Origin of the sequence: Bradyrhizobium sp. 138 (assembly GCF_023074075.1) — a bacterium.
GTDB lineage: Bacteria > Pseudomonadota > Alphaproteobacteria > Rhizobiales > Xanthobacteraceae > Bradyrhizobium.
In genome coordinates this window covers 187,121-209,305 of record NZ_JADPKT010000022.1, presented here as the reverse complement: position 1 = coordinate 209,305, position 22,185 = coordinate 187,121, and the positions used below count along the sequence as shown (strand labels likewise).

The following is a 22,185-nucleotide window of genomic DNA, read 5'->3' as shown; positions in this document are numbered from 1 at the left end:
GGCCCCGGCCGGAGCGCCGGGGCTCGTTCTGTTCATCGAGATTCGGGGTGGAATGAAGATACACGCACATGCGGAAAGCCATGTCGTCGAGCTCGACGACGGATCGCAATGGCAGATATTTCCCGGCGATCTCGCGACCACATTGAGCTGGAAGCCCGAAACCGATCTGCACCTGGAGCCGAGCGGCGACCGGATGAGTTCGCATGTGCTGGTGAATGGCACGGATCGAACCCGCGTGCGCGTGATTGCTGCGGGCGAGTCCTGGCCCGACGGCGAGGTCAAGGATGTGCTGAAGGGCGGGTAGCCCTCCGTTGAACGGAGAGCGCGCAAAGCCCGCCTAATCCTCCTGCAAATCAGCCGCGATGCCGGCGAGCCAACGGCGAATGCTCGCCTCCGCCTTGGTATCCAAACCTCGGGCGAGACGCTTCTCCAGCGCGATCACACGCTCCCTGCAGGCCTTCAGTAGCGTCGCACCGCGTGGCGTCAGCGTCCATTGCTGGATGCGGCCGTGGACGGGGTGCGGCGTCATCACAATCGCGCCGTCACGTTCGAGGTTGCGAATGATGACGCCGACGGTCTGGGGCGTCAGGAAGGTGAGGCGGGCGACGTCGGCGCCTGATAGTCCCGGATAGGCGTTGAGCATGGTCAGCACCGCGAATTGCGGCGATGTCACGCCGAGATCGGCGAGGGTACGCTCCATCGTCAGGCGGACCGCAGCATGGGCCTGCCGCAAGAGATAGCCGAGATAGCCTTGCTCGCCGCGCTTGCCTTCTCCGGGCGCGGGAACGCGAACCGCGCCGGCAGCGGCCTCGCGGGCGATTTTCGATCTTGTGATGGCAGCGGTCTTGCCTGACATATAAGAGCTCTTATAAGATGTAAGCATTCATACAATAAGACGAGGTGAACGGCAATGTCACACGCCCGCAGCGAATACGAGGATTTCAAGAAGATCGCGCCCGACGTCTACGATTTGGTTCTGGCGCTCGGTCAGCTTGCAACCAAGGCCGGCCTCGACAAGCAGCTCATCGAGCTCGTCAAGCTGCGCGCCTCGCAGATCAACGGCTGCGCCTTCTGCGTGCAGCACCATGTCCTGCTGTCGGAACGGATCGGCGTTCCCGCCGACAAGCTCCATCTGGTCGCGGTCTGGCGCGAGGCGCCGATCTTCTCCGCGCGCGAGCGCGCGGCGCTGGCCTGGGCGGAGGCATTGACCTTGCTGCCCGACGGCGTCAGCGACGAGGTCTACGCCGAGGCTGGTCGTGAGTTTTCCGAGACCGAGTTGATGTACCTGACCTCGGCGGTCACTTCGATCAACGTCTGGAACCGTTTTGGTGCTGCGTTTCGCTGGACGCCGGCGGCGCGGCCGGTGGCCGCGACCGCTGCGGCATCCTGATCGGCGTGAGAGGAGGTCACGATGACAGCAATGGCCTATTCTGCCGTGCAGCGTCCGGTGTCACGTTCGACGACATTTGCTGTCGTCGCAGGGCTCGCCTGCGCGCTGGCGATCGGCAAAGCGCTGCCGATGACGATGGACACCGTCTCAGGTGTGCTGGCCCCGCTCTGCGCCACGGCCGCGGAGGGGTCGCCGCTCGACAAGGTCGAACCGATCGGGTCCTACGCACTACCGAACGTCCCAGGAAAGCGCGTCACCGTCGTGCGCGTGTTCTATGGCCCGGGCGGATTTACGCGTCCGCATCGTCACTCGGGATCCGTCACGGCCTACGTCACCAAGGGTGAGATCCGGTCTCAACTCGGCGGCGGTCCGGTCGAGACGTTCGGCGTCGGCCAGTCGTTCTTCGAGCCGCCGGGCTCGACGCATCTGGTCTCCGCCAACGCGAGCATGACCGAGCCGGCAGAGCTGATCGCGGTGTTCGTGGCCGATGAGGGTGCGCAGCTCACGACGTTCTTGGAGTAGCTGGTACGCGCAATCCGCGGATACGGCCATGTTCAGGTCGGCGGCGATCGCCGCAACCGTTTCCATACCGGTGAAAGTCCGTATTCGACGACGGGAATCGCAAGTGCGCCGATCGCCAGTCCAAACACGCCTGAGATGGCCGCCTCGACCGACCATTCGATGATGCCGGCAACGGATGGAAGGGCATGTGCGGCGGCCTCGGTTGCGGCATGGACCGTGTGGCCGACCACGGGCGGACCGTATTTTTCGATGCCGTGCAGGATGATGCCGCCGCCGACCCAGATCATGGCCGCGGTGCCGATGGTGCTCAGCACTGTCAGGAAGGTGGGCATACCGCGGACGAGCGCACGTCCAAGCAAGCGGATCGCGCCGCCAATGATCGAGGCGCTGTCATGGCGCGCAAGGGCCAGGCCAACATCGTCCGCCTTCACGATCAGGGCCACAACGCCGTAGACTCCGGCAGTGATAAGGAAGCCAACCAGCGCCAGCACCAGTGCCTGCGTCCAGATGCTGCCAGCCGGGAGGGCTGCCAGCGTGATCGCCATGATCTCCGCCGACAGGATGAAATCGGTCTTGATGGCGCTCGCGACCTTCTCGTCCTCGACCGACCGGGCATTCAACGCAATCGGCTGGAGCTGAGCCTCGTGGTGGCGCGCATGATGCGGCAGCACGGCTTCGAGCACCTTCTCGGCACCCTCGTAGCAGAGAAAGGCTCCGCCCAGCATGAGCAGCGGCGTGACCGCGGCGGGAAGGAAATAGCCAAGCAACAGAGCAATGGGGAGCAGGACCAGCAATTTGTTGCGCAGCGATCCGACCGCAATCTTGCCGACGATCGGCAGTTCGCGTTTCGAAGCAACGCCGATGACGTAGTTCGGCGTGACGGCCGCGTCATCGATGACCACACCGGCCGCCTTGGTGCCTGCTTTGGCGGCCTGACTTGCCACATCGTCGAGCGAGGCTGCTGCCACCTTTGCGATCGCCGCGATATCGTCGAGAAGACCGATCAGTCCGAGGCTCATCAACCCTATTCCTTGTTCGTTCGAGCCGGCGGCATCAGCGACACGGTTTCTTGCATCGCCCCGCATTGGAACGAGTAAGTCCTCAATTCTCCTCGCCGCTCGATCCCTCGCGCAGGTCCGGCTTGATCACGTCGTCCGGCAGCGCATGGGCGACCGGCTGCGCCGTGACTGCGATCTCCGGGCCGACCTCGCGTCCGCGGGCGCGGACCAGGCGTTCATAGGCGGAGACCAGGGTGACGTAGGGACTGACCCAGACCCAGCCGTCGCGCGTGAACACCTGCACGTCGAAATGCAGGTGCATCGACGTGCCGGCGGGATGGTCGAGATAGTTCGAGATCACACCGATCTTCTCGCCCTCGATGACGATGCGGCCATTGACCACGCCGTCGGCGTTCAGCGCCTGCGGGTTCATGTGCATGTAGCGGAAACGGATGTGCTCGGTGCGGCTGTTGACTTGCAGGGTCGCGGCTTGGTCCTTAGCTCCGCGGATCACGATTGCGTCACGCACGGCGACAACGGCGCGCTGCTTGGGATCGCAGGGCTCGCGGCCTTCGCCGGGCTGGGGGCAGTCGGCGGCGCGGATGTCCTCGCCCTGATGTCCGTAGCCTCCGCCACATTGCCACACCTCGAAACTGCGCGACTCGCAGAAATTGTCGCGCCAGGGAGAGGCGGTCGGACCGTCGCTCTTGTCGCGCTTGCGGTAGGATTGCGAGCGCACGAAAGCGGGGGCCTTTTCGAGGGGAAAACGAATCTGGGCATAGGCCATCATGTCGGGATGGCCGCCCTGCTTGCGGTAGCCGGTGTTGGGGATGATGTCGCCGCTCGGCCGGTAGCTGAAGTCCGGTGAACGCGCCGCCGGACGATCGAGGATGTTGGAGGCGATGTCCATCAATGGCCGCATGCGCTGGCCGCCGGCGACACGCAGGGCCTTCAGGAAGCGCTCGGCGACGGGATAGGCTTCCTTGCAGGCGAGCCGCCGCGGCTTGGCGACGCTGTCGAGGCACTGGATCGATACGACATAGGCGGCGCCGAAACGGGTGAATGCGTAGCGTACATAGCCTTCGCGAATGAATCTGCGCAGGTCCGGATAGGTCGTCGCGAGAGGTTTAACCGGCTCGCCCTTGCCTCCCGAGGGATCGGCGATGTCGTAGACGAGCGCCGATCCCGTGATCTGCACCTCGACCGGCCGTGTGAACACGCGGCTCGGCATGCCGTCACCGGCGCCAGGATCCAGCGAAAAGCTCGCGCTGTAGCCGGCGGGGCCGGCATCGAACATGTCGACGGGATTGAAGTCCGCCTGGTAACGCGACAGCGCGAGCGTCGCCGGCGCGCCGCTGCGCTGCGCCTCGAGGTACGCGGTGGCATCGAACGGCAGCAGCACGGGCACGGGACTGCGGGTGATGCCGGTGAAGAAGCGCGACGAGACCGCGTTGAGCTGCACCAGTGCGGGCGTCGCGCGCGGATCGTAGCGCGGCACCGAACGGCGAGGTGCGAAGATGAAATCCTCCGCGACCCGGGGGCGGCTGTTGATCTCGGTGCGGAACTGGTCGAGCGCTGCGCGCCAGTCGACGCGCAGGGCCGTGAGCGAGGGGCTGCGGAATTCATCCGCAGCGAGCGGAGAAGCAATGAGGAGCGAAAGCGACGCCAGAATTTGCGAGACGAAGCGGAAACCGTTCCCAACCACTGTCTCGCCCCCCGGCGCCACCTGTTGCGACCGCTCTGTGCCCCGTCAGTCCTTGGCGCGCTCGGAGTAGGAGCCGTCTTCGGTCATCACCACGATGCGGGTGCCGACCGAAATGTGCGGCGGCACGGTGGTGCGCACGCCGTTGGAAAGCACCGCGGGCTTGTAGGAGGAGGAGGCGGTCTGGCCCTTGGTCACCGGCTCGGTCTCGACCACTTCCAGCGTCACGCGCTGCGGAAGCGCCAGCGACACCACGTTGACGTCGTGGGTCGACAGCTTGACGGTCATGTCCGGCTGAAGATACGCGGCGGCATCGCCGACGACGTCCTTGGAGACCTGGACCTGATCGTAGGTCTCCGGGTTCATGAAGTGGTAGCCGTCACCATCTTCATACAGGAAGGTGTAATTGCGTTCTTCGATGGTGGCCTTTTCGACCTGGTCCGTGGTCTTGTAGCGTTCGGAGATCTTTACCCCGTCCGAGATTCGGCGCATTTCGATCTGGCTGACCGGGGTGCCCTTGCCGGGGTGGATGTTTTCGGCGCTGACGACGACATAGAGCTTGCCGTCTTGCTCGATGACGTTGCCTTTGCGAATAGAACTGGCGATGACTCTCAAAGCTATATTTCCTGCTTGCTTGGCCCGGCACCGGCCAGGACGTGGTCAAATCGATGGGGGAGTTGGGGTCTCAAATCGGACCTCGGCGCCCGTTTCGGGCCGCAACATACTGATTTTGCCGTTAGATGCCAGCGTTTTGCTCGGGGCTGGGGTGGTCGGTTAATGGCTGGGGACAAGCCCATCTCACCGTTCTGGTCGCCAGACCGCCACCTCGACCGGCGGCCGTTCCTGAGGGCGAGGGGGGCCATTACCGGCGCAATACGGGGCTTTTTCGCAGAGCAGGGCTTCGTCGAGGTCGAAACCTCCGTCCTCCAGGTCTCCCCGGGCAATGAGACCCATCTGCACGCCCCCCGGACCGAGATCATGCGGCCGGACGGCAGCCGCGTCAGCCGATATTTGCGGACCTCGCCCGAATTCGCCTGCAAGAAGCTGCTGGCGGCGGGCGAGATGCGGATCTTCGAGCTCGCCCGGGTGTTCCGGGACCGCGAGCGCGGCGACCTGCATCTGCCCGAATTCACCATGCTGGAATGGTATCGGGCAGGCGCCCCCTATGACGCCATCATGGCCGATTGCGTCGTCGTCATCGCCCGCGCGGCGCAGGCGACCGGCATCGAAACTTTCGCCTTCCGCGGCCGGACTGCCGACCCCTTCGCCGAGCCGGAACTTGTGACGGTCGCGGGTGCCTTCGAGCGGTTTGCCGGCATCGATCTGCTGTCGACAATCTCGGGCGGCGAGGGTAACCGTGCCGCGCTTGCCGAAGCGGCTGGCGGCAAGGTCCGGGTTGCCGGCGACGACACCTGGTCCGACATCTTCAGCAAGGTCCTGGTCGAGCATGTCGAGCCGCATCTGGGGCAGGGGCGTTTGACCATCTTGTTCGAATACCCATCTCCAGAGGCGGCACTGGCACGGGTGAAGACTGGGGATCCCAGGGTTGCCGAGCGCTTCGAGGTCTATGCGTGCGGCGTCGAGCTCGCCAACGGCTTTGGGGAACTGACCGACGCCGAGGAGCAGCGCAAACGCTTCACGGAATCGATGACGGAGAAGCAGCGCCGCTACGGCGAAGCCTATCCGCTGGACGAGGACTTTCTGGCCGCAGTTGCGGCAATGCCGGAGGCGAGCGGCGTTGCACTCGGCTTCGACCGGCTGGTGATGCTGGCGAGCGGCGCATCACGAATTGACCAGGTGGTGTGGACACCGCCTTCAAATGAAACGTCAAGTGAGACATGACGAAGACGAACCTTGCACGCACGCTGCGCGAGCCGGCCGAGCTCGTCGCCGAAGGTCTGGCGCCCGCAGCAGCGCTGCCGGCGCTCGAACGTGTTGCCGCGCGCTATGCGGTGGCGATCACGCCGGCGCTGGTCGAACTGATCGAGACGTCCGACCCTGACGATCCGATCGCGCGGCAATTCGTTCCGAGTGCACACGAATTGGAGATGCAGCCGGGCGAGAACGTCGATCCGATCGGCGATCACCCGCATTCGCCGGTTCCCGGGATCGTGCACCGCTATCCCGATCGGGTCTTGTTCAAGCTCGTTCACGTCTGCGCGGTCTATTGCCGGTTCTGCTTCCGCCGCGAGATGGTGGGGCCCGGCAAGGACAACGCGCTGTCGGACAGCGCCTATCGCGCGGCGATCGATTACATCCGTTCGAATCACGAGATCTGGGAAGTGATCCTGACCGGCGGCGATCCGCTGATGCTGTCGCCGCGGCGGATGAGCGAGATCATGACCGACCTCGCGGCCATCGATCACGTCAAGATCATCCGCCTTCACACCCGCGTGCCCGTGGCCGATCCCGCACGCATCAGCGACGAGATGGTCGCAGCGCTCAAGGTTGAGGGCGCGACCACCTGGGTGGCCGTGCATGCCAACCATGCGCGTGAACTGACGGGGCCGGCGCGCGCCGCCTGCGCGCGGCTCGTCGAGTCCGGAATTCCGCTGGTGAGCCAGTCCGTGCTTTTGCGCGGGGTCAATGACACCATCGCCGCTCTGTCGGATTTGATGCGAGCTTTCGTCGAATGCCGGATCAAGCCCTATTACCTGCATCACGGCGATCTGGCGCCGGGCACTGCGCATCTGCGCACGACGCTGGCGCAGGGGCAGGATCTGATGCGTCAGTTGCGCGGGCGGGTGTCAGGACTGTGCCAGCCGGACTATGTCATCGACATTCCCGGCGGCGCCGGCAAATCGCCGGTGGGGCCGAGCTACGTCTTGGCGCCGCAAAATACCGCACCCGATGCGGGTGAAGCGGGAGCCGAAACGAGCTATCGTATCGTGGACTATTGCGGCGACGTTCATCTCTATCCGCCCGAGACCTGAGCGGTGATGGGGCGCGCGCCGGCTTGAGAATGGAGAAGTGGAAATGAAGAAGATCATGGTGGCTGCATCGCTCGTGGTCTTGCTTGGCGGCGCGGCGGTCGCACAGACCGGCGGCTCCAAGGGATCGACCTCCGGCGGAGCGTCCTCCGGCTCGGTGCTGCCGGCACCAGTCGGTCACCGCCAGCCCCGCGCGGCCGACGTGCCGAGCGAGAAGAATCTGAGCAATCCGAATAACCCCGTGAACAAGGAAGACGCGGAGCTCGATCGCAAGATCAAGAGCATTTGCCGCGGCTGCTAAGTATCTTACCTCTCCCCGCTGGGGAGAGGTAAGGATCCGAGCAAGCGACTGACACTTCGCCGCGTCTTTCCTAAGCCGAACGCTCGTGCAATCCGGCGCGGCTTGTGTTGCGGCGGATCTCGACCGCATCGGCGAGCTGCTCGAGCACGGTCGCTGTTGTTGGCCAATCGATGCAGCCGTCGGTGATGCTCTGGCCGTAGACGAGCGGCTTGCTCGGCACCACGTCCTGGCGGCCGGCGACGAGATTGCTCTCGATCATTACGCCCATGATGCGGTTTTCGCCGCCGGAGATCTGACCGGCGATGTCGCTCATCACCAGCGGCTGGTTCTCGGGCTCCTTGCTCGAATTGGCGTGGCTCGCATCCACCATCACCAGCGGCGCGACGCCGGATTTCGCCAGCTCGTTGCAGGCCGCCGCAACGCTTGCCGCGTCATAGTTCGGCTTGCTGCCGCCGCGCAGGATGATGTGGCAATCCTCGTTGCCGGCGGTCGAGGCGATCGCCGAGCGGCCAAGCTTCGTGACGGCCATGAAATGATGCGGATGCGTGGCTGATTTCACCGCATCGGCGGCAATGCGCACGTTGCCGTCGGTGCCGTTCTTGAAGCCGACTGGGCACGACAGCCCGGAAGCCAGCTCGCGGTGGATCTGGCTCTCGGTCGTGCGCGCGCCGATCGCGGCCCAGGACACGAGGTCGGCGATGTATTGCGGCGTGGTCATGTCCAGGAATTCGGTGCCAGCGGGCAGGCCGAGATTGTTCACCGCTGACAGCACGTTGCGCGCCAGCCGCAGGCCCTTGTTGATGTCGAAGCTGCCGTCGAGATCGGGATCGTTGATCAGGCCTTTCCAGCCGACCGTGGTGCGCGGCTTCTCGAAATAGACCCGCATCACGATCTCGAGCTGATCGGCGAGGTCCTCGCGCAAGCGTGCGAGGCGCTCGGCGTAGTCGAGCGCGGCCCTGGGATCATGCACCGAACAGGGACCGACCACGACCAGAAGGCGGTCGTCCTGGCCGGTGAGGATGGCATGGACGGCGTTGCGCGCGGCCATCACCACACGGGTGGCAGTGAGCGTGCGCGGCACCGCCCGCATCACCTCGTCGGGCGTGCTCAATTCTTTCAGTTCACGGATGCGAAGATCGTCGGTCGTGCTCAGCACGGCGGGCTCCTGTCGTTTTGACAACCTGCCGGCCAATAAAAAAGCCGCCAGGTCTGGCGGCTTGTTCGGACGTTTGCTTCAATATTCAGATTGAGCGCGATCCTCCTGCCGCCAGCGAGCTGTCGTAGCTAAAGTACCAAAAATAGCTGGTGGCGACGGTGATCATGGCAGGCCATATAGCGCGGCATTGGCGCCTTGTCACCCCCCAATCGGCGCGGCCGGCGACGAGACGCCTCAGGTGTTGCTGTTGCGCGCCGCCATCGCCATGCCGATCAGGCTGGCGCCGCCGAACAGCAGGTTGATACCGACGAGAATGCCGAGGGCCCATTCTGCCGAGCTCGGCAGCCCCGTGATCACCATGAACGAGATCGCGATGTCGAGGAGGCCCGAGATCAGGAGCCACGACCAGCGGCTGCTCAGCTCGCGCCGATGCTCCAGCGCGTACATGATGGTGGCGACGCCCTCGGCGAGGAAGTAGGCGCCAAGCACGATGGTCAGCGTCAACACGGCCTGGATCGGCCGGGCCAGCAGCAAGAGGCCGGCGAGCACGGCGAGCGCAGCCGAAATCAGCGACCACCAGAAGCCTGGGGTGCTGCGCGCCCAATAAGTCACGATCAGGCCGCCGATGCCGCTGATCAGGAACATCCAGCCGAGGAAGATCGCGATCGCAAGGCTCGCGAGCGGCGGCAGGACCAGCGCCGCGACGCCGAGAACGGCGAGCAGGATGCCTTCGAACAGGAAGGCCTTCCAATGCGTCATGACCGTCTGGTTCATCGCGGATTGCAGTCGGGTAAAATCCTCAGGCGATGTCATCGGCAGGCTCCGGAACGAGAGGAGTGCATCCTATCTAGTCGGCCCATGGCGCGCTTGCCATGCGCTGGTTCAACCGCCGCCGGGCGCCGAGGAAAAACCATCCGCGCTGGTGCGGATGCGGTTGCGGCCGAGAATGTAGATCGCCGTCGTGACAATCAGAAGCGCAAGGCCGAGCAGGATCGAGACGAAACCGATCGGGATCAGGGCCAGCGTCAGATTGCGTTCGGGATTGATGAGCCAGTGGTGGATCGAGGTCAGCACGAAGGCGAGCCCGAGAAAGCCGACGCCGCCGCCGGCAAGCAGCAGCGCCCACATCCGGCGAAGCTGGCTGAGCCGCTCCCGCGCAACATCGGTCCGCGGTGCGTGGTGGCGGGCGACGCGCCGGACCAGGCGGATGGCGAAGGCGATCGAGCTGAAGCCGATCAAGAGGCTCGCAGCCCCCAGCCACATCCGCAAGCTGGGATCGAGGTCCGGCATACGTTGGAGGGTCAGCAGCGGGAAGTCGAACGCCGAATGCAGCGCAAGGGGCCCCGCGAAGATCAAGAGCCGGCTGGAGAGGCGGGCCCAGTCGCGATGGTGGCGGTTGGCGCCCAGCGCGGTGCCGGCGCGCGCGATGGTCAGGTAAGCGCCCGCGATGATGCCGAGCGCGCCGTGGAACGGCACCGTCAGCACGCTACGCAATGCCGCCAGCGAGCGCCACATCTCGGCGTGCTGAACCAGATAGGCCAGGTTCTCGTAGGCGGCGAAGCCGAGGCCGACCGCGGCGCCATAGACCACGGTGTCCATCGGGTTGGCGAAAGTCCGCCGCTTGGTCGAGGCGACCGCCACGATGGCGATCACCTTGACGGCTTCCTCCGGCAGCGCGACGCCGAAGACCGAATGCATGGCGAGCGCCGCCCAGGGGTCGTCCGGAGCGGCGACCATCTTGGCGAAGGGGGCACGGGCGAGGCCCAGCAGCGAGATGCTGGCGGCCCCTAACAGGAATGCGGTCCAGACCTGAGCGGGCGGGCCAGGGCGCTCTTCAGCGGCGATGACAAGCCACAGCATCAGCAGCGCCGGGGCGATGGCGGCAGTTCCGATGACGGTGGGCAACGCTTCGATCAGGTACATCGGCGCCGAAAATAGGTTCCCTTGGTCCGCTTATCTACATTCACCGATGCGACCATGTGTCATGCGCTCGCTGTCGGCTCGCTTAACGGGCGCGACAGCTTTCGTTCATCTGCCGCCGCCCGCGAAAGGCGCAGAATACAAGCGCAATCAATCGCATGACAGAACTCGTTCGTCATCCATGGCAATGGCCGCGCGACCATCTGCCCGGGCGCGATTGGTAAGTCAGATCAAGGGAATGCACAGTTTTCTTCGCTTGGCCATGCAGGTGTCTGCGCATGTCGCCGCTTCGGGCAGCTCCCGAGCCGGCTAGCTAGCCGCGCTTCGTTATGCGCCCGCGGGGCGGCGAAGCGTTCCGGCGCGTCCGCATCTGCTCCAGCTCCCAGAAGGCGCGTACGAGGCACGTGCCGAGGCAAAAGACGATGAGCAACAGCAGGAAGGCCTGGTCGACGGCGGGGATGTGGATCATGGCGATGATAAAGCAATGCCCATGCCGTGCGTTCCCCTGACGGCCGACGCTTTCCGCCTTCAGTGCGTGGTGAACGGCGGCGGCGCGGCGGGGGCGATGTCGAAGGCGCCGAGATGGAATTCTTCGCCAGGGGACGCATCCGGCCCGCCCGGTTGCGCCAGCAGCGTGAACGCGGCCTCGGGGTAGAGCTTCCAGATCTCCAGATCGCCGGCGGTGATGGTGAGCCAGCCGAACGTGTACATGTAGCGTCCGGGCTCGGTGACCCGGCCGACCCTGTCCCAGGTGATTTTGTTGACTGCCATTCGGTCCCCCGATCGCAAGTCCGCAAATGACGTCCGGCATGAGGCACGGACCTTCAAAAGCTGATCCCGCAATGGGGCCGCGATAGGGCAGCGATGCGGAGGCGGGACGGCCGGGGATGGCCGCCGCCTGCCGGTTCAGCGCGCCGTCGAGGCTGCCTCTGCTTCGGCTGCCCGCTCCAGCTGACGGTGCGAGGCATGGAAGACGTCGTGGACGAGGCCGATCTTTTCCAGGCCCAGGATGATCAGGCCGTTGAGATCGATCTCCCACCAGGCGTGCGAGATGTAGGCGTCCCGCGGAAAGCGGTGATGGTTGTTGTGCAGACCCTCGCCGAAGGTGAGGATCGTGGTCACGAACTCGTTGGTCGAGGCATCGTCGACCTCGAAGCGGCGATAGCCGTAGGCGTGGCAGACCGAGCCGGTGAGCTGGCTGGTGAGGATCAGGAGATAAGCGCGCAGCAGGCCGGAGAACAGCACGCAGCCGATCATGGTGTGTACGCCGCCGAAGGTGTAGCCGATCACGCCCGGGATGAAGACCGCCGACATCCCGTACCAGACCCAGCGCGTGCGCACGAAGAACATCGCGATGGGATCGGCGAGGATGTCCTTGGCGTAGTATTCGTTGTCGGTGGTTGCCTGGTCGAACACCCAGCTGCCCTGGGCGTGCAGGAAACCCTTGAGCGCGCTGACATAGCGATTGCCGAAGCCGTCGAATTGCGGGCTGTGGGGATCGCCGACGTCATCGGCATAGAGATGGTGGCGGCGGTGGTTGGCGACCCATTTGGCGATCGAGCCCTGAACCGCCATCTGGGCGATGGCGCAGAAGAACACCCGCATGATCGGGCCGGTGCGGAAGCTGCGATGGACGAACAGGCGGTGCATGCCGGCGCCGATGCCGAACGTCGTCAGCGCGAACATCCAGGCGAACGTGAACAGCTCGACCTTGCCGACACCTTGCGTGACCGCCCAGACGATGCCGGCGACCGCGCCGACATAGAGGATGCCGAGCAGCAGATAGCTCTCGCGCAGCTTGGCTTGCACCAGCGGTCCCTCGGTGACGACGCCGGGGGGAAGCTGCGGCTTGGCCGCGCGGTGCGCGTTCTGCGTGGTCTCAGCCGGGACGAACTCGGCGTCGGCGATGGACATTCCAGGACTTCCGATACGGGGGGCCCGCAATGATTGCGGACGTGCTGGGCCACACCCTATCGCGCGAGGGAAGCCACCTCCAGCGTTTAGTTAAAGAAGAGTTAAGATCGGCCGGTCCGGCTCAGGCCGACTGCTGCAGGGGCGAGCGCACGACGAGGCGGACCAGGTCGTCCCGCGACTGCTTTTCGGCGAATTTGACCGCAAAGCCGGTGTCGAATTTGCGGATGACCCGCCCCACGCAGGCGCCGACGGCAAGCGCGGTTCCGACCGGCGGATCGTACTCGCAGGATATCGCGACGCCGGCGGTGGAGACGTCGATGATGAAGCAGGGATGGATGCTGCCGTCGGCGAGGGTCAGGAAGGTGTGCGCGACCTGCGGAACGAAGCGCGCGTCATGCCGCAGCTCCTGGACGCTGGCGTCCTTCTGCTTCTTCTCGAGCCAGGTCAGCTTTTCCGACATCCAGGCGCGGCGCGCCCGCGTCATCTCGAGCTCCATCAGGAAGCCTGACTTCAGCGTCGCGCTGATGGTGCATTGGAATTCGCCGAAATCCTGGAAGTAGGAGGTCACGCGCTCGCCGACCTTGCCGACGACAGGCACGTCCACGATCATGCGGAAGGGCGAGACGCGCTTGGTCCGGCAGGCAAAGGTGCGCAGCTTGCCCTCACAATCGTACCAGCGCGGCAGCGAGTAGCTGCCGGCCACGGTGACTTCCACTGCTCGTTGCCTGAGGAACTCTGTGACGGACATGCGCGCCAATCGTGTTTCGGTTCATTCCCGCAATTTCACGGTAGTCGTCAAATTCTAAGCAAATGATACCGTCGCCCATGAGCAGGGGTAAATTTCAGGTAAATGCCAATCTCCCCGCGCAGCGGGAAGTACGGCATAAGGATCCGGTATGCTGTCGAGGCGGAAATCGTGGATTGGCTGGGTGGCGGTTCGCTGAGACGCCGTTCATCGCGGGCGCACTGGCGCTCCCTAGCGGAATCGAACCGCTCTCTCCACCGTGAAAGGGTGGCGTCCTAACCGATAGACGAAGGGAGCAAACGCAGGGCCCGGCCGTTTTTCCCGGCAAGGCCACTGGCCAGCCGAACAGGGCCCGGCGGCTTGCAGCGGGCGAACGTATAGTGGCCTTTCTGGCTTCGGGCAAGCCGTTCGGGACCGGTCTTTTGGCCCCGGTGGATAGCGCCGGCCCCAGGATGATCAGGAGGCGATTTCAACGGTTTCTTAGGGTTCCCTGCGTAGCGCTGGAGCGGGAGATTTTCCAATGCCACCGCCGAAAAAGCGCGCAGCCCGCAAGCTGCTGTCGCAGCACGCATGGATCACGCTCGACGGCGGCTTCGCCGCGCGGCATTGCCTGGTCCAGGACATTTCGGACTCCGGCGCCAAGATCACGCTGGACGAGGACGCCAGCCAGCTCCCGGGTGTGATCCGGCTCGCCTTCGCGCGCGATGCGCGCACCGGGCGGAGCTGCCAGGTGGTTTGGCGCCGCGGCAAATCGGCCGGCATCAAGTTCATCTGATCGCGGCCCGCGGCCGGCCCGATGGCGCGCAGCGCCGGTCCGGGCTAGAACGCCGCCATGCGCACGAAGCTGCTCGTCCTGATCTCGCTGCTGACCACATCCGCCGCCGCCGCGGAGGCCCTGCGTCTGCCGCCTGCCGAGCGGCCGCAGGCGGGCACGACCGTTCCGCTGAAGGGCGCGGCCGGCAAGGCGCGCGCGGGCTCCTGCGCCTCCTACGGCCCGGGCTTCGTCATGGTCGAGGGCACCGGGACCTGCGTGAAGATCGGCGGCTCGATCAGCAGCGACACCACCGTGAGGCGCTGAACGCCATGCCGGCGGATCTGTTGCGCCTCGACCTCATCGTTCCCGTCTTGATGTACTGCGCGCTGCTGTGGTGGGTCGGCCGCGGCTTCAGCTGGACGGCGCGGCTGGCGACCGCGGTGGTGACGCTGGTGCTGATCGTCTGCGTGCTGCTGGTCGAGCGCGGCTGGGGCTAGGCCCCAAAACAAAAACGCGAAAACAACCCCATGCACAGTAGCAAACCCAGCACTCCCACGCTTAGGATTTGGCGAAGTATAAATTGACGCGTCGGGCAAAACAGGGACATGATGTCGTCGCTCACGACATCGGCGGTGCGACGAACTGCGCAAATCCGGGCCGTTTGCCGAGCTCGGCGAGCCAGCGCGTCAGATGCGGCTGCGCCGGCCGGGAGATGCCCTCGACACCGAGCCAGCGCCGCGCATAGGAGCCGAGCGCGATGTCGGCCAGCGTGAACTGATCGCCCTCGACGAAGCGGCGCGAGGAGAGCAGGCGGTCGGCGATGGCCCAGACCTCGGCGGCGGCATCGGCATCGCGCTGCACCTGGATCATGTCGCGCTCGGCAGGCGCCGTGCGCACGATGCCCCAGAACACCGGGCGGTCGACCGGCTGCACGGTCGACAGCGTCCAGTCGAGCCAGCGGTCGACGCTGGCGCGCTGCTTCGGGGCCTCCGGGTAGATCGGCGTGCCGCGCCCATGCGCGAGGCAGAGATAGCGCAGGATCGAATTGGATTCCCACAGCACGAAGTCGCCCTCGACCAGCGTCGGGATCCGTGCATTCGGGTTCATCGCGAGATAGTCGGCCTCGCGCGTCCTGCCGTAACTCATGCCGGCGTCGATGCGCTCATAGGGCAGGGCCAGCTCGGTCAGGCACCACAGCACTTTCTGCACGTTGACCGAATTGGCGCGGCCCCAGATCGTCAGCTTGGTGTCAGGCATGAAGCGTCTCCCGCGGCGTTGCGCTTGCGCGGGTGATAGCGGAATTTCCAGAAACGCGCGATGCGATTGCTGCGCGCCTCTCATGCAAAAAGCTCCGCACGCGGCGGAGCTTTCATTGCAAATTTGAACCTGGCGCTCAGCGGCCGAAGAACAGCCACAACAAAATGATCACCGGGATCGGCACGCCAATCATCCACAGCAACAGCCCTCTCGCCATCGCATCCTCCTCCAATCGGCTTCGTTGGAAGGAGAACGTCGGGCCAGTGGCGTTGTTCCTGACTGGAAGCTTACCAATGGCCGGTGTTGGGCATCGACAACCACGGCTCCTGCGGCGGCTTCGGATCGCCCTTCTGCAACAGCTCGATCGAGTGCAGATCCGGTGAGCGGACGAAGGCCATGTTGCCGTCGCGCGGCGGACGGTTGATGGTGACGCCAGCCTTCTGCAGCTTCTCGCACGTGGCGTAGATGTCGTCGACCTCGTAGGCGAGATGGCCGAAGAAGCGATCCTCGCCGTATTTCTCCTCATCCCAATTCCAGGTGAGCTCGACCAGCGGCGCACCGCGCGTTTGCGGCTGCTTCTTCAGCGCGTCGAGATCGTCGGCCGAGCACAAGAACACGAGCGTGAAACGTCCCTTGTCGTTCTCGATCCGCCGCACCTCCTTCAAGCCGAAAGCATCAACATAGAATTTCAGCGCGACATCGAGATTGCGCACGCGCAGCATGGTGTGGAGATAACGCATTTCAGTGAACTCCTGAGAACGTTTGTTGTTTTTCAGACGCGGGAGGCGGCCGGAGGCAATAAATAGCAGTAAAGTCCATCAAGGGGCAGGTGGTTGGAGGATTAGATGCCCAGGCACTTCGGTTTGAAGGCGACATCGGCAGCAGGACGGTCGGCGTTTACGGGGTCGTCCAGCGTTCGCCGGACCGGATTGCACGGCGTCTGCATTGAAGAGCCATTCTCCGGACAGTTCAGCAGCGTCAAGGTGCTCTTCCCCATGCTCGGAGTTGCCGTACTCGCCTGCGAGCTGGCGGGGCTCCCTTGGGCGACGACCAATCTCGTCAAACTGAAGCTCCACGCCACCGGTAAGGGCAACGCGAAGAAGCCGGAGATGCAGGCAGCGGCGAAAGATCGTTGGGGCAAAATCTAACGGAAGATGAGGCGGACGCAGCTTGGGCTGCAGCGTTCGCAGGACCACTCACCGTTCGGGTGATCAAAACTTTCTCAACAAAGCTGTGACTGCCTTGGCAACGATGCCACCGTGGGCGTAGAGCGCCCAGGAAAGGCCGCTCGCGATTATCACTGGCGCAACGCCCTGCAGTACGATTCTAATTGCGAGAGCCCATTGCAGAACACCCGGCTTGTTCGTTGAGAACCGACCGTTTTTGTCCTGATAGCTAAATCTGTATCCTGGAGATTCGTCAGTCACGGCACACCTCTTCATTTGAATTATGAGGTGAACAGGACGGACTAGAATCTGTTTACACCAAGCAGGTTACTGATCAATAGGGTGACCTTTGTTCTGTGTCGGAATGAAATATCTTGTTACTAAATGGGGAAGGCGCTGTTCGCTTCGCACTGCGTAACGCGCTTTGCAGAAGTCATTACTTCCTAAGCAGAAACAATGCTCTAGAGCACATCCTGGATCGCCTTGGACTCTATTTCGGTCACGAGTTTGCGAGCCCCCAGGCATGATAGACACGCGGTCTGTGCATGATGGACTCCAGGCTCTTCAGCGCGATTCGCGGTCTGGTCTTTTGAGCATTTCGACTTTGGCTTCGGCCTAACGAAGGGCAGCTAGTTCGTTTGGGGGAATGTCCCCCGCGCCGACCTGATCGTAACAGGCAGCCGTGTAGTGATAGCAGCGCTCGCGAGCTGCAGTAACAGTGACACCCCACAGCTTTGCCCAGCGATGAATTTCGAAATCGCTCTCGTCTGAGATCTGGATGGTGCGTTTAACTCGGTTCGGCATTCGTCGTTTCTTTGTAGGTTACCTTCAGTTCCATATGCTTCGCCTTGAAGTCACGCTTGAAGCCGTCGCGCGCCGTGCGGGCTGCCTGCAGCTCGGCAAACAGAAGCATCCCGGCTTCCATGTGCGCGTAGAACGCTTTGCCGGCCTCCTCGGCACGCTGATACAGAGCCGCCAGTTCGGCGGCATCTGCATCGCGGGTCGCATTGGCATCCACTAGGCGGTCTCAGGCAACAGGGCCGGTTCATCGGCGTCCGCTTCCGGACGAATACGGCTCATGTTGTTCTTCTCATCGTAAATAATGAGGTAGCACCAGGAGCCCTGGCGATGCCCTTGAGGGTGTTCTCGCACAGATAGTCGATGCGAGTGATGAAGCGCTTCTGGGCTTCCTCGCTCATGGTGCGCCAGTCGCTCGGCATCTCACGCACGAGCCTCATAATCTCGTCCTGGAGCACCTGGCGCAGGGCGCTTCTAGTACATCTTCTCCGGAACCATGTCTTCCAGTTTCGGCAGGTTGGAGTGACGTTTTTCCTCGGTTTCTGCCAACGTGCCCGGATCGGAGGAGCCTTCCTCCACCGCTATAATCCTCATACAGACGTGATATAGATCGGCATTGAACTTGTAAGCCAGAACGGCGCCCGCTGCGTATGCGACAGCAACAACTGAGTTGGGGGCAGCTTTCTCCCACACCACCTTCCGGTCATCGAAGACCATTGAGTAAACGCGGATAACGTCGGCTGCGAGGCTGACGCCCAGAAGTCCAAGCTTGCTGATGTTTTCCTTGTAGAACGGGGTTTTATACCCGTTGATTGTCCACTCTTTCATGGTGGATGGGGCGTTGTGCTCGTGCATCGCCTTGTAGATCAGTGCAAATTGGTGGTGTGTCTGGGCGGTGGCGAACGCGGTTTTATGCAAGGAGACCATTTCCGCTCGGAGACCTGAAAGCAGCAGCCTCTTCTCGCGGTCCTCATCAGCTTGGGTACCCGCACGGTCCAATTCGTATCTGTGGAGCCTTGCCTGTCTTTCGAGCCTCGATTGGTTTTCTTGAGACCTGATGAGGTTTTGGAAGCCGCGGTTGGTTTGCCAAGCCACAACGCATAAGCCGATGATGGCGCCGAAGAGCGTTGCGGTGCCTGGGTCGATTTTCAGGCCGCCGATGGATAGTAGGCTGATGATGTTGGCGATCAGGAAGGTAACGCCAGCACCCAGGACCACCCAAAGGGTCCTGGGCATGCTGCGGAAGCGACGCAATTCCTTTTCGGAGAACGATCTTGGAAGCATTTGAGAAAAAGGTTTGTAGTGAAGGGTTAGTCGGCCCCGAAGTCCAGGAAGCCGAGCTTCTTATCGTTGTGCTTCCTGTTGGCTCTATTCATCAAGGATGTCTTCAACCCATCGTAGATTGCGGTGCAAGCCTCGGAGAAGTCGGCCTTGTCTCCCTTCGGCAAGGTAAATTCTCCGAATGAAGTATCAACCGACGTCGAGTCGTCTTCCAGGTGGAACCAGACAGGAAATTGGAAGGTCGTCTTGGGGTAAGCCTCTGGACTGACCTCCAGCGTGACACCAAACCCCAAAAACCATCGGTAGTCGCTGTTCATGGAGATGGCCCGGAACGGGTTTGGCTCCGGGGTGTAGGTGTAGTCATGCTCATCATATTCATAGAGGACGACCTGATCGCGCGAGCAGCCAAGAAAATCAGCAAGCTGAACGCGTAGGACCTTGGCTAGTTGAGAAGCTCGTATGTGGTCGTCGCTGAAGGATTGCCTCATCTTGCCGTAAAGGTCTGACAAGGTCGCCCAACGGTCATCGCTCATAGTCGCCCCCCGAAACAGCAAGATTTTTGAATCATTACGCTATCAGAAGTTGCGGGCTAAGGTATAGTGGGCCGTCCTGCCCAAGCGAGCACATCGCACAGGAAAGTCCGAAATCGCGAATTACGGTGACAGCTCTTAGGATGGGTAGAGCACTTGCGAAACCCATCGTGTTCGTCACGCAACAAGGCCCTCGATGGGTTTCGTTTCGCTCTACCCATCCTACGCTCCGCATCACGTTCGAAGCAGTGCCGCCATCTCTTTCCAATGATAGGTGCGCACCTTCTGGTTTGGTGCCGCGCGGCTTTGGCGATGGCGTGAGCGATGTCGTTGCCGGTGAGGCCGCGATAGCGGTCGGCCGGGCCGACGAGCAGCGGATTGAGCACGCCCCATAACGCGATGATGAGGCGTTCGCGCGGGCGGTCCTCGTCGCGCGCGCCGAGGATCATCGATGGGCGGAAAATATGCGTGTGCTCGAAATCGAGCGCGAGGATGTCCCGCTCCACCTCGCCCTTGGTCCTGAGATAGAACGCGCCGGAGCGGGCGTTGGCGCCAACAGCCGTGACCAGAAACACCGACCGCGTGCCGTTCGCTTTGGCGATCTCGGCCGCCGAAACCGGATAATCATGATCGATCTTGTAGTACGCGGCCTCGTCAGGGGTGTGCTTGCGCGTCGTCCCGAGTGCAACGAAGATCTCGTCCGCAACCAATCGCGGCTTGAGTGCGGGCAGCGAAGCGAGATCGCCGATCAGCACCGTGAGCTTCGGATGGCTCACCGCCAGCGGCTTGCGGGCCACCGCGACAACCCGCGAATAGTCGGGACTATCCAGGAGGTCGCGCAGCAAATGCGAGCCGATGAAGCCGGTCGCGCCGAAGACAAGTGCGGTTTTCATTCAAGCTCCTTGCCTGATCGCTTGTCAAAAGTCAGGGCGAGTGGCACCCGAAGGTCGTCGCCAATGGTCGTAGGATGGGTAGAGCACTGCGAAACCCATCCTGTTTCGTCACGCGACAAGGCTCTCGATGGGTTTCGCTTCGCTCTACCCATCCTACGGCTACTTGCACTCAAAACTCGCCGCGCTCTCCGGATCGCCTTGCCCCTTGTACTGCGCGTGTTGCGGATAGGCGCAAAGCGGCCGAGTGCGGCCGGGCAAGGCGGGTCCCGTCGCGACCACCATTTCGGGTGCCTTGCCATCTTCCACCCAGTTCACGACCGCGCTGAGGAGATCGAAACGATCGAGCGCCGCGCCGCTCGAGCAGTGACCCATGCCGGGCACCAGGAAGGCCCGGCTCGATTTCTCCCGCACCAATTCCATGCCGCCGGAATCCGCCGCCATGCGCTCGTAGTAATTCACGGTGTCGAGCGCCGAGAACCAGGGATCGCTCACACCGTGGTAAAACAGCAGCTTGCCGCCACGGCCGAAGTAGCTCGAAAGGTTGGTCCAGTAGGCGGTGTTGGTGAGGCGATCCATCCCGCTTGCGTTGACCCGGTCTTCGAGCTGATCGACGTCGATGCTTTCCCAAACTGGCGGTCCGACCGGACTGCGCGCGCCTGATGTCAGGATGCCGGGAATGGCAACGCCTTCGGCTGCTACGCCGCTGTCCCACAGGAACGGCGGGTAGACCTGCGTGTTACGTGAATTCTTCGGTCCGGCAAAAGCCTTCTTCAAGGCATCGACCTGCGGCGGCGCCAAACAGGAATCCGTCTTGTCGCCCTTGCAAGTGAGGACCGCGGGATCGAATTGACAGGCCTTGCCGTCGAAGATCAGGCCATCCTTGACGCCGTCTTTGGCGTCGCAGGCATCGAGGATCGCGTTCGTGATCAGCTTTCGCTCGCCCGCGGAAAAAGTCCTGGCGGGCTCCGGCTTGCCGGACGCATCTTTCGGCGCGATCTGGCTGAAGGCAGCGTTGGCCCAGGCAAGACCGATATTGGAATTGCCGGTGCGCATCGCAGGCGCGCCGGCGACGATGCCGTCGAATTGTTCGGGATAGCGCGCCGACGCCAGCATGCCTTCGCGGCCCCCGGTCGAGCACCCCGTGAAATAGGACCGTTTTGCGGGCTGGCCATAGTAATGCGCGACGATCGCCTTGGCGGCCATCGTCACCTTGCCGACGGATGCATTGGCGAAGTTGAGCGCGGCTTCCTGGTCCTTCAGGAACGAGGCATCGAACACCGCGCCCTGATGACCGCTATCGGTCGAGACCACGGCAAAGCCGCGCGCCAGCGCCGGCACATCGCCGGCCGCGTGGTAACCCAGCGGCGGCCGGATCGAGCCGTTCAAACCGCCGCCGCCCTGAAACAAAAACCGGCCGTTCCAGCGATCGGGCAGGGCAACGGCAAAGCCGATCGCGTAGGACTTGCCCTCGACGCCGACGCGCTGATCGATCACGCCATCCGCGCGGCAGTTCGGCGGCAGCGCCACCGATATTGTGGCCGGCGCTGGCGGCGACGGCTGCACGGTCCCCGGCGGCGCCTCCGGCACCACCTCGGCCTTGGTGACTGTTGTCGTCGATCCCGGCATCTTCCAGCCGGTCAGGTCAGCGCATTTGAGCGCGGGCGGTATGTTGGCGGAATCGTCGGCGCGTGCCGGCGAGATCGCAATGACCATGATGGCCGCTACCAGACCCAGGCCAGCCATCGCATCATCAAGCGCCACAATTCTTTTTCGCCGCATCTTTCCTCCCTGCCGCTTTCTGAATTTTATTGCGGCGCACTTAATTCACGCGGGCCGATCTGCTGCACTGAAGCTGAAACGATCTTGTGTCATTCGGGCGGTGCAGTCCAGCGGCGCAGCTTTCAACCGCTCTCGCCTTTCGCCCTTGC

The 22,185-nt window shown here is 63.3% G+C and carries 28 protein-coding genes and 1 tRNA gene; 10 read left to right on the top strand and 19 right to left on the bottom strand.

All coding sequences use genetic code 11. The features are described from left to right. Positions 1 to 52 precede the first annotated feature (52 nt). Positions 53 to 304 (top strand): hypothetical protein, encoded by a 252-nt coding sequence (locus tag IVA79_RS12710; protein ID WP_247553334.1) that lies wholly within the window; start codon positions 53 to 55, stop codon positions 302 to 304. A gap of 33 nt (positions 305 to 337) precedes the next feature. Here the strand turns inward: IVA79_RS12710 and IVA79_RS12705 are convergent, their stop codons facing one another. Then, positions 338 to 856, bottom strand: a complete 519-nt coding sequence (locus tag IVA79_RS12705) for a MarR family transcriptional regulator (protein WP_247553332.1) — start codon at positions 854 to 856, stop codon at positions 338 to 340. 54 nt (positions 857 to 910) lie between these two features. Here IVA79_RS12705 and IVA79_RS12700 point away from each other — a divergent pair, with 54 nt between their 5' ends. Further along, positions 911 to 1,390, top strand: a complete 480-nt coding sequence (locus IVA79_RS12700; RefSeq protein ID WP_247553329.1) for a carboxymuconolactone decarboxylase family protein — start codon at positions 911 to 913, stop codon at positions 1,388 to 1,390. 21 nt (positions 1,391 to 1,411) lie between these two features. Next, positions 1,412 to 1,912: a cupin domain-containing protein gene (locus IVA79_RS12695; RefSeq protein ID WP_247553327.1), complete on the top strand. Its 501-nt coding sequence runs from the start codon at positions 1,412 to 1,414 to the stop codon at positions 1,910 to 1,912. Positions 1,913 to 1,944: 32 nt separating this feature from the next. On the opposite strand, the gene IVA79_RS12690 is transcribed toward IVA79_RS12695, so the two are convergent. The 3 genes from IVA79_RS12690 to efp form a co-directional block, all read right to left on the bottom strand. Continuing rightward, on the bottom strand, positions 1,945 to 2,931 hold the full coding sequence (locus IVA79_RS12690) for a DUF808 domain-containing protein (protein WP_247553325.1): 987 nt from the start codon (positions 2,929 to 2,931) through the stop codon (positions 1,945 to 1,947). Positions 2,932 to 3,013: 82 nt separating this feature from the next. Beyond that, positions 3,014 to 4,636 carry a M23 family peptidase gene (locus IVA79_RS12685; RefSeq protein ID WP_247553323.1) on the bottom strand — a complete coding sequence of 541 codons (1,623 nt, stop codon included), beginning with the start codon at positions 4,634 to 4,636 and terminating at the stop codon, positions 3,014 to 3,016. Between the two features lie 24 nt (positions 4,637 to 4,660). Continuing rightward, positions 4,661 to 5,227, bottom strand: coding sequence for an elongation factor P (gene efp / locus IVA79_RS12680; protein WP_247553320.1), 567 nt, complete (start codon positions 5,225 to 5,227; stop codon positions 4,661 to 4,663). Between the two features lie 162 nt (positions 5,228 to 5,389). Here efp and epmA point away from each other — a divergent pair, with 162 nt between their 5' ends. Genes epmA through IVA79_RS12665 form a run of 3 tightly spaced genes read left to right on the top strand, consistent with a single transcriptional unit; the run spans position 5,390 to position 7,843 of the window. After that, on the top strand, positions 5,390 to 6,454 hold the full coding sequence (gene epmA, locus IVA79_RS12675) for an EF-P lysine aminoacylase EpmA (RefSeq protein ID WP_247553318.1): 1,065 nt from the start codon (positions 5,390 to 5,392) through the stop codon (positions 6,452 to 6,454). Further along, positions 6,451 to 7,545, top strand: a complete 1,095-nt coding sequence (locus IVA79_RS12670; protein WP_247553316.1) for a lysine-2,3-aminomutase-like protein — start codon at positions 6,451 to 6,453, stop codon at positions 7,543 to 7,545. Before epmA ends, IVA79_RS12670 begins: the two co-directional genes overlap by 4 nt. 43 nt (positions 7,546 to 7,588) lie before the next feature. Then, positions 7,589 to 7,843 (top strand): hypothetical protein, encoded by a 255-nt coding sequence (locus tag IVA79_RS12665; RefSeq protein WP_247553314.1) that lies wholly within the window; start codon positions 7,589 to 7,591, stop codon positions 7,841 to 7,843. 70 nt (positions 7,844 to 7,913) lie between these two features. Here the strand turns inward: IVA79_RS12665 and IVA79_RS12660 are convergent, their stop codons facing one another. The 7 genes from IVA79_RS12660 to IVA79_RS12630 form a co-directional block, all read right to left on the bottom strand. Continuing rightward, a complete protein-coding gene (locus IVA79_RS12660; protein WP_346658172.1) occupies positions 7,914 to 8,999 on the bottom strand; it encodes a 3-deoxy-7-phosphoheptulonate synthase in 1,086 nt (361 codons plus the stop codon). Positions 9,000 to 9,233: 234 nt separating this feature from the next. Then, entirely contained in the window at positions 9,234 to 9,812 is a 579-nt protein-coding gene (locus tag IVA79_RS12655) for an HdeD family acid-resistance protein (protein WP_247553313.1), read from the bottom strand. Between the two features lie 69 nt (positions 9,813 to 9,881). Beyond that, complete coding sequence (locus tag IVA79_RS12650) at positions 9,882 to 10,922, bottom strand: PrsW family glutamic-type intramembrane protease (RefSeq protein ID WP_247553312.1); 1,041 nt, start codon at positions 10,920 to 10,922, stop codon at positions 9,882 to 9,884. A gap of 525 nt (positions 10,923 to 11,447) precedes the next feature. Next, positions 11,448 to 11,690, bottom strand: a complete 243-nt coding sequence (locus IVA79_RS12645; protein ID WP_247553311.1) for a hypothetical protein — start codon at positions 11,688 to 11,690, stop codon at positions 11,448 to 11,450. Positions 11,691 to 11,825: 135 nt separating this feature from the next. Continuing rightward, positions 11,826 to 12,833 carry an acyl-CoA desaturase gene (locus IVA79_RS12640; RefSeq protein ID WP_247553310.1) on the bottom strand — a complete coding sequence of 336 codons (1,008 nt, stop codon included), beginning with the start codon at positions 12,831 to 12,833 and terminating at the stop codon, positions 11,826 to 11,828. Between the two features lie 121 nt (positions 12,834 to 12,954). Continuing rightward, complete coding sequence (locus tag IVA79_RS12635; protein WP_247553309.1) at positions 12,955 to 13,581, bottom strand: PilZ domain-containing protein; 627 nt, start codon at positions 13,579 to 13,581, stop codon at positions 12,955 to 12,957. A gap of 219 nt (positions 13,582 to 13,800) precedes the next feature. Continuing rightward, positions 13,801 to 13,875: transfer RNA gene (locus tag IVA79_RS12630), tRNA-Glu, on the bottom strand. Between the two features lie 223 nt (positions 13,876 to 14,098). Here IVA79_RS12630 and IVA79_RS12625 point away from each other — a divergent pair. The 3 genes from IVA79_RS12625 to IVA79_RS12615 are packed head-to-tail and all read left to right on the top strand — an operon-like array spanning position 14,099 to position 14,829. After that, on the top strand, positions 14,099 to 14,353 hold the full coding sequence (locus IVA79_RS12625; RefSeq protein WP_018323099.1) for a PilZ domain-containing protein: 255 nt from the start codon (positions 14,099 to 14,101) through the stop codon (positions 14,351 to 14,353). 57 nt (positions 14,354 to 14,410) lie between these two features. Then, the gene (locus IVA79_RS12620; protein ID WP_247553308.1) at positions 14,411 to 14,656 is read left to right on the top strand and encodes a porin; all 246 of its coding nucleotides are present in this window, start codon (positions 14,411 to 14,413) and stop codon (positions 14,654 to 14,656) included. Positions 14,657 to 14,661: 5 nt separating this feature from the next. Then, on the top strand, positions 14,662 to 14,829 hold the full coding sequence (locus tag IVA79_RS12615; RefSeq protein ID WP_247553307.1) for a hypothetical protein: 168 nt from the start codon (positions 14,662 to 14,664) through the stop codon (positions 14,827 to 14,829). 121 nt (positions 14,830 to 14,950) lie between these two features. Here the strand turns inward: IVA79_RS12615 and IVA79_RS12610 are convergent, their stop codons facing one another. Continuing rightward, positions 14,951 to 15,589: a glutathione S-transferase gene (locus IVA79_RS12610; RefSeq protein ID WP_247553306.1), complete on the bottom strand. Its 639-nt coding sequence runs from the start codon at positions 15,587 to 15,589 to the stop codon at positions 14,951 to 14,953. A gap of 287 nt (positions 15,590 to 15,876) precedes the next feature. Continuing rightward, complete coding sequence (locus IVA79_RS12605; RefSeq protein WP_247553304.1) at positions 15,877 to 16,329, bottom strand: VOC family protein; 453 nt, start codon at positions 16,327 to 16,329, stop codon at positions 15,877 to 15,879. A 105-nt stretch (positions 16,330 to 16,434) separates the two neighbouring features. Here IVA79_RS12605 and IVA79_RS12600 point away from each other — a divergent pair, with 105 nt between their 5' ends. Next, on the top strand, positions 16,435 to 16,737 hold the full coding sequence (locus IVA79_RS12600) for a hypothetical protein (RefSeq protein WP_247553302.1): 303 nt from the start codon (positions 16,435 to 16,437) through the stop codon (positions 16,735 to 16,737). A gap of 805 nt (positions 16,738 to 17,542) precedes the next feature. Here IVA79_RS12600 and IVA79_RS12595 read toward each other — a convergent pair. From IVA79_RS12595 to IVA79_RS12570, 6 genes are all read right to left on the bottom strand, one after another. Continuing rightward, a complete protein-coding gene (locus IVA79_RS12595) occupies positions 17,543 to 17,773 on the bottom strand; it encodes a hypothetical protein (protein ID WP_247553300.1) in 231 nt (76 codons plus the stop codon). A gap of 58 nt (positions 17,774 to 17,831) precedes the next feature. Continuing rightward, on the bottom strand, positions 17,832 to 17,993 hold the full coding sequence (locus IVA79_RS12590; protein WP_247553298.1) for a hypothetical protein: 162 nt from the start codon (positions 17,991 to 17,993) through the stop codon (positions 17,832 to 17,834). Between the two features lie 34 nt (positions 17,994 to 18,027). Then, positions 18,028 to 18,771: a hypothetical protein gene (locus tag IVA79_RS12585; RefSeq protein WP_247553295.1), complete on the bottom strand. Its 744-nt coding sequence runs from the start codon at positions 18,769 to 18,771 to the stop codon at positions 18,028 to 18,030. A gap of 92 nt (positions 18,772 to 18,863) precedes the next feature. Then, positions 18,864 to 19,367 (bottom strand): hypothetical protein, encoded by a 504-nt coding sequence (locus IVA79_RS12580; protein WP_247553293.1) that lies wholly within the window; start codon positions 19,365 to 19,367, stop codon positions 18,864 to 18,866. A gap of 56 nt (positions 19,368 to 19,423) precedes the next feature. After that, positions 19,424 to 20,209, bottom strand: coding sequence for an oxidoreductase (locus IVA79_RS12575; protein WP_247553291.1), 786 nt, complete (start codon positions 20,207 to 20,209; stop codon positions 19,424 to 19,426). Positions 20,210 to 20,416: 207 nt separating this feature from the next. Further along, complete coding sequence (locus IVA79_RS12570) at positions 20,417 to 22,000, bottom strand: tannase/feruloyl esterase family alpha/beta hydrolase (protein ID WP_247553289.1); 1,584 nt, start codon at positions 21,998 to 22,000, stop codon at positions 20,417 to 20,419. Positions 22,001 to 22,185: the final 185 nt, after the last annotated feature.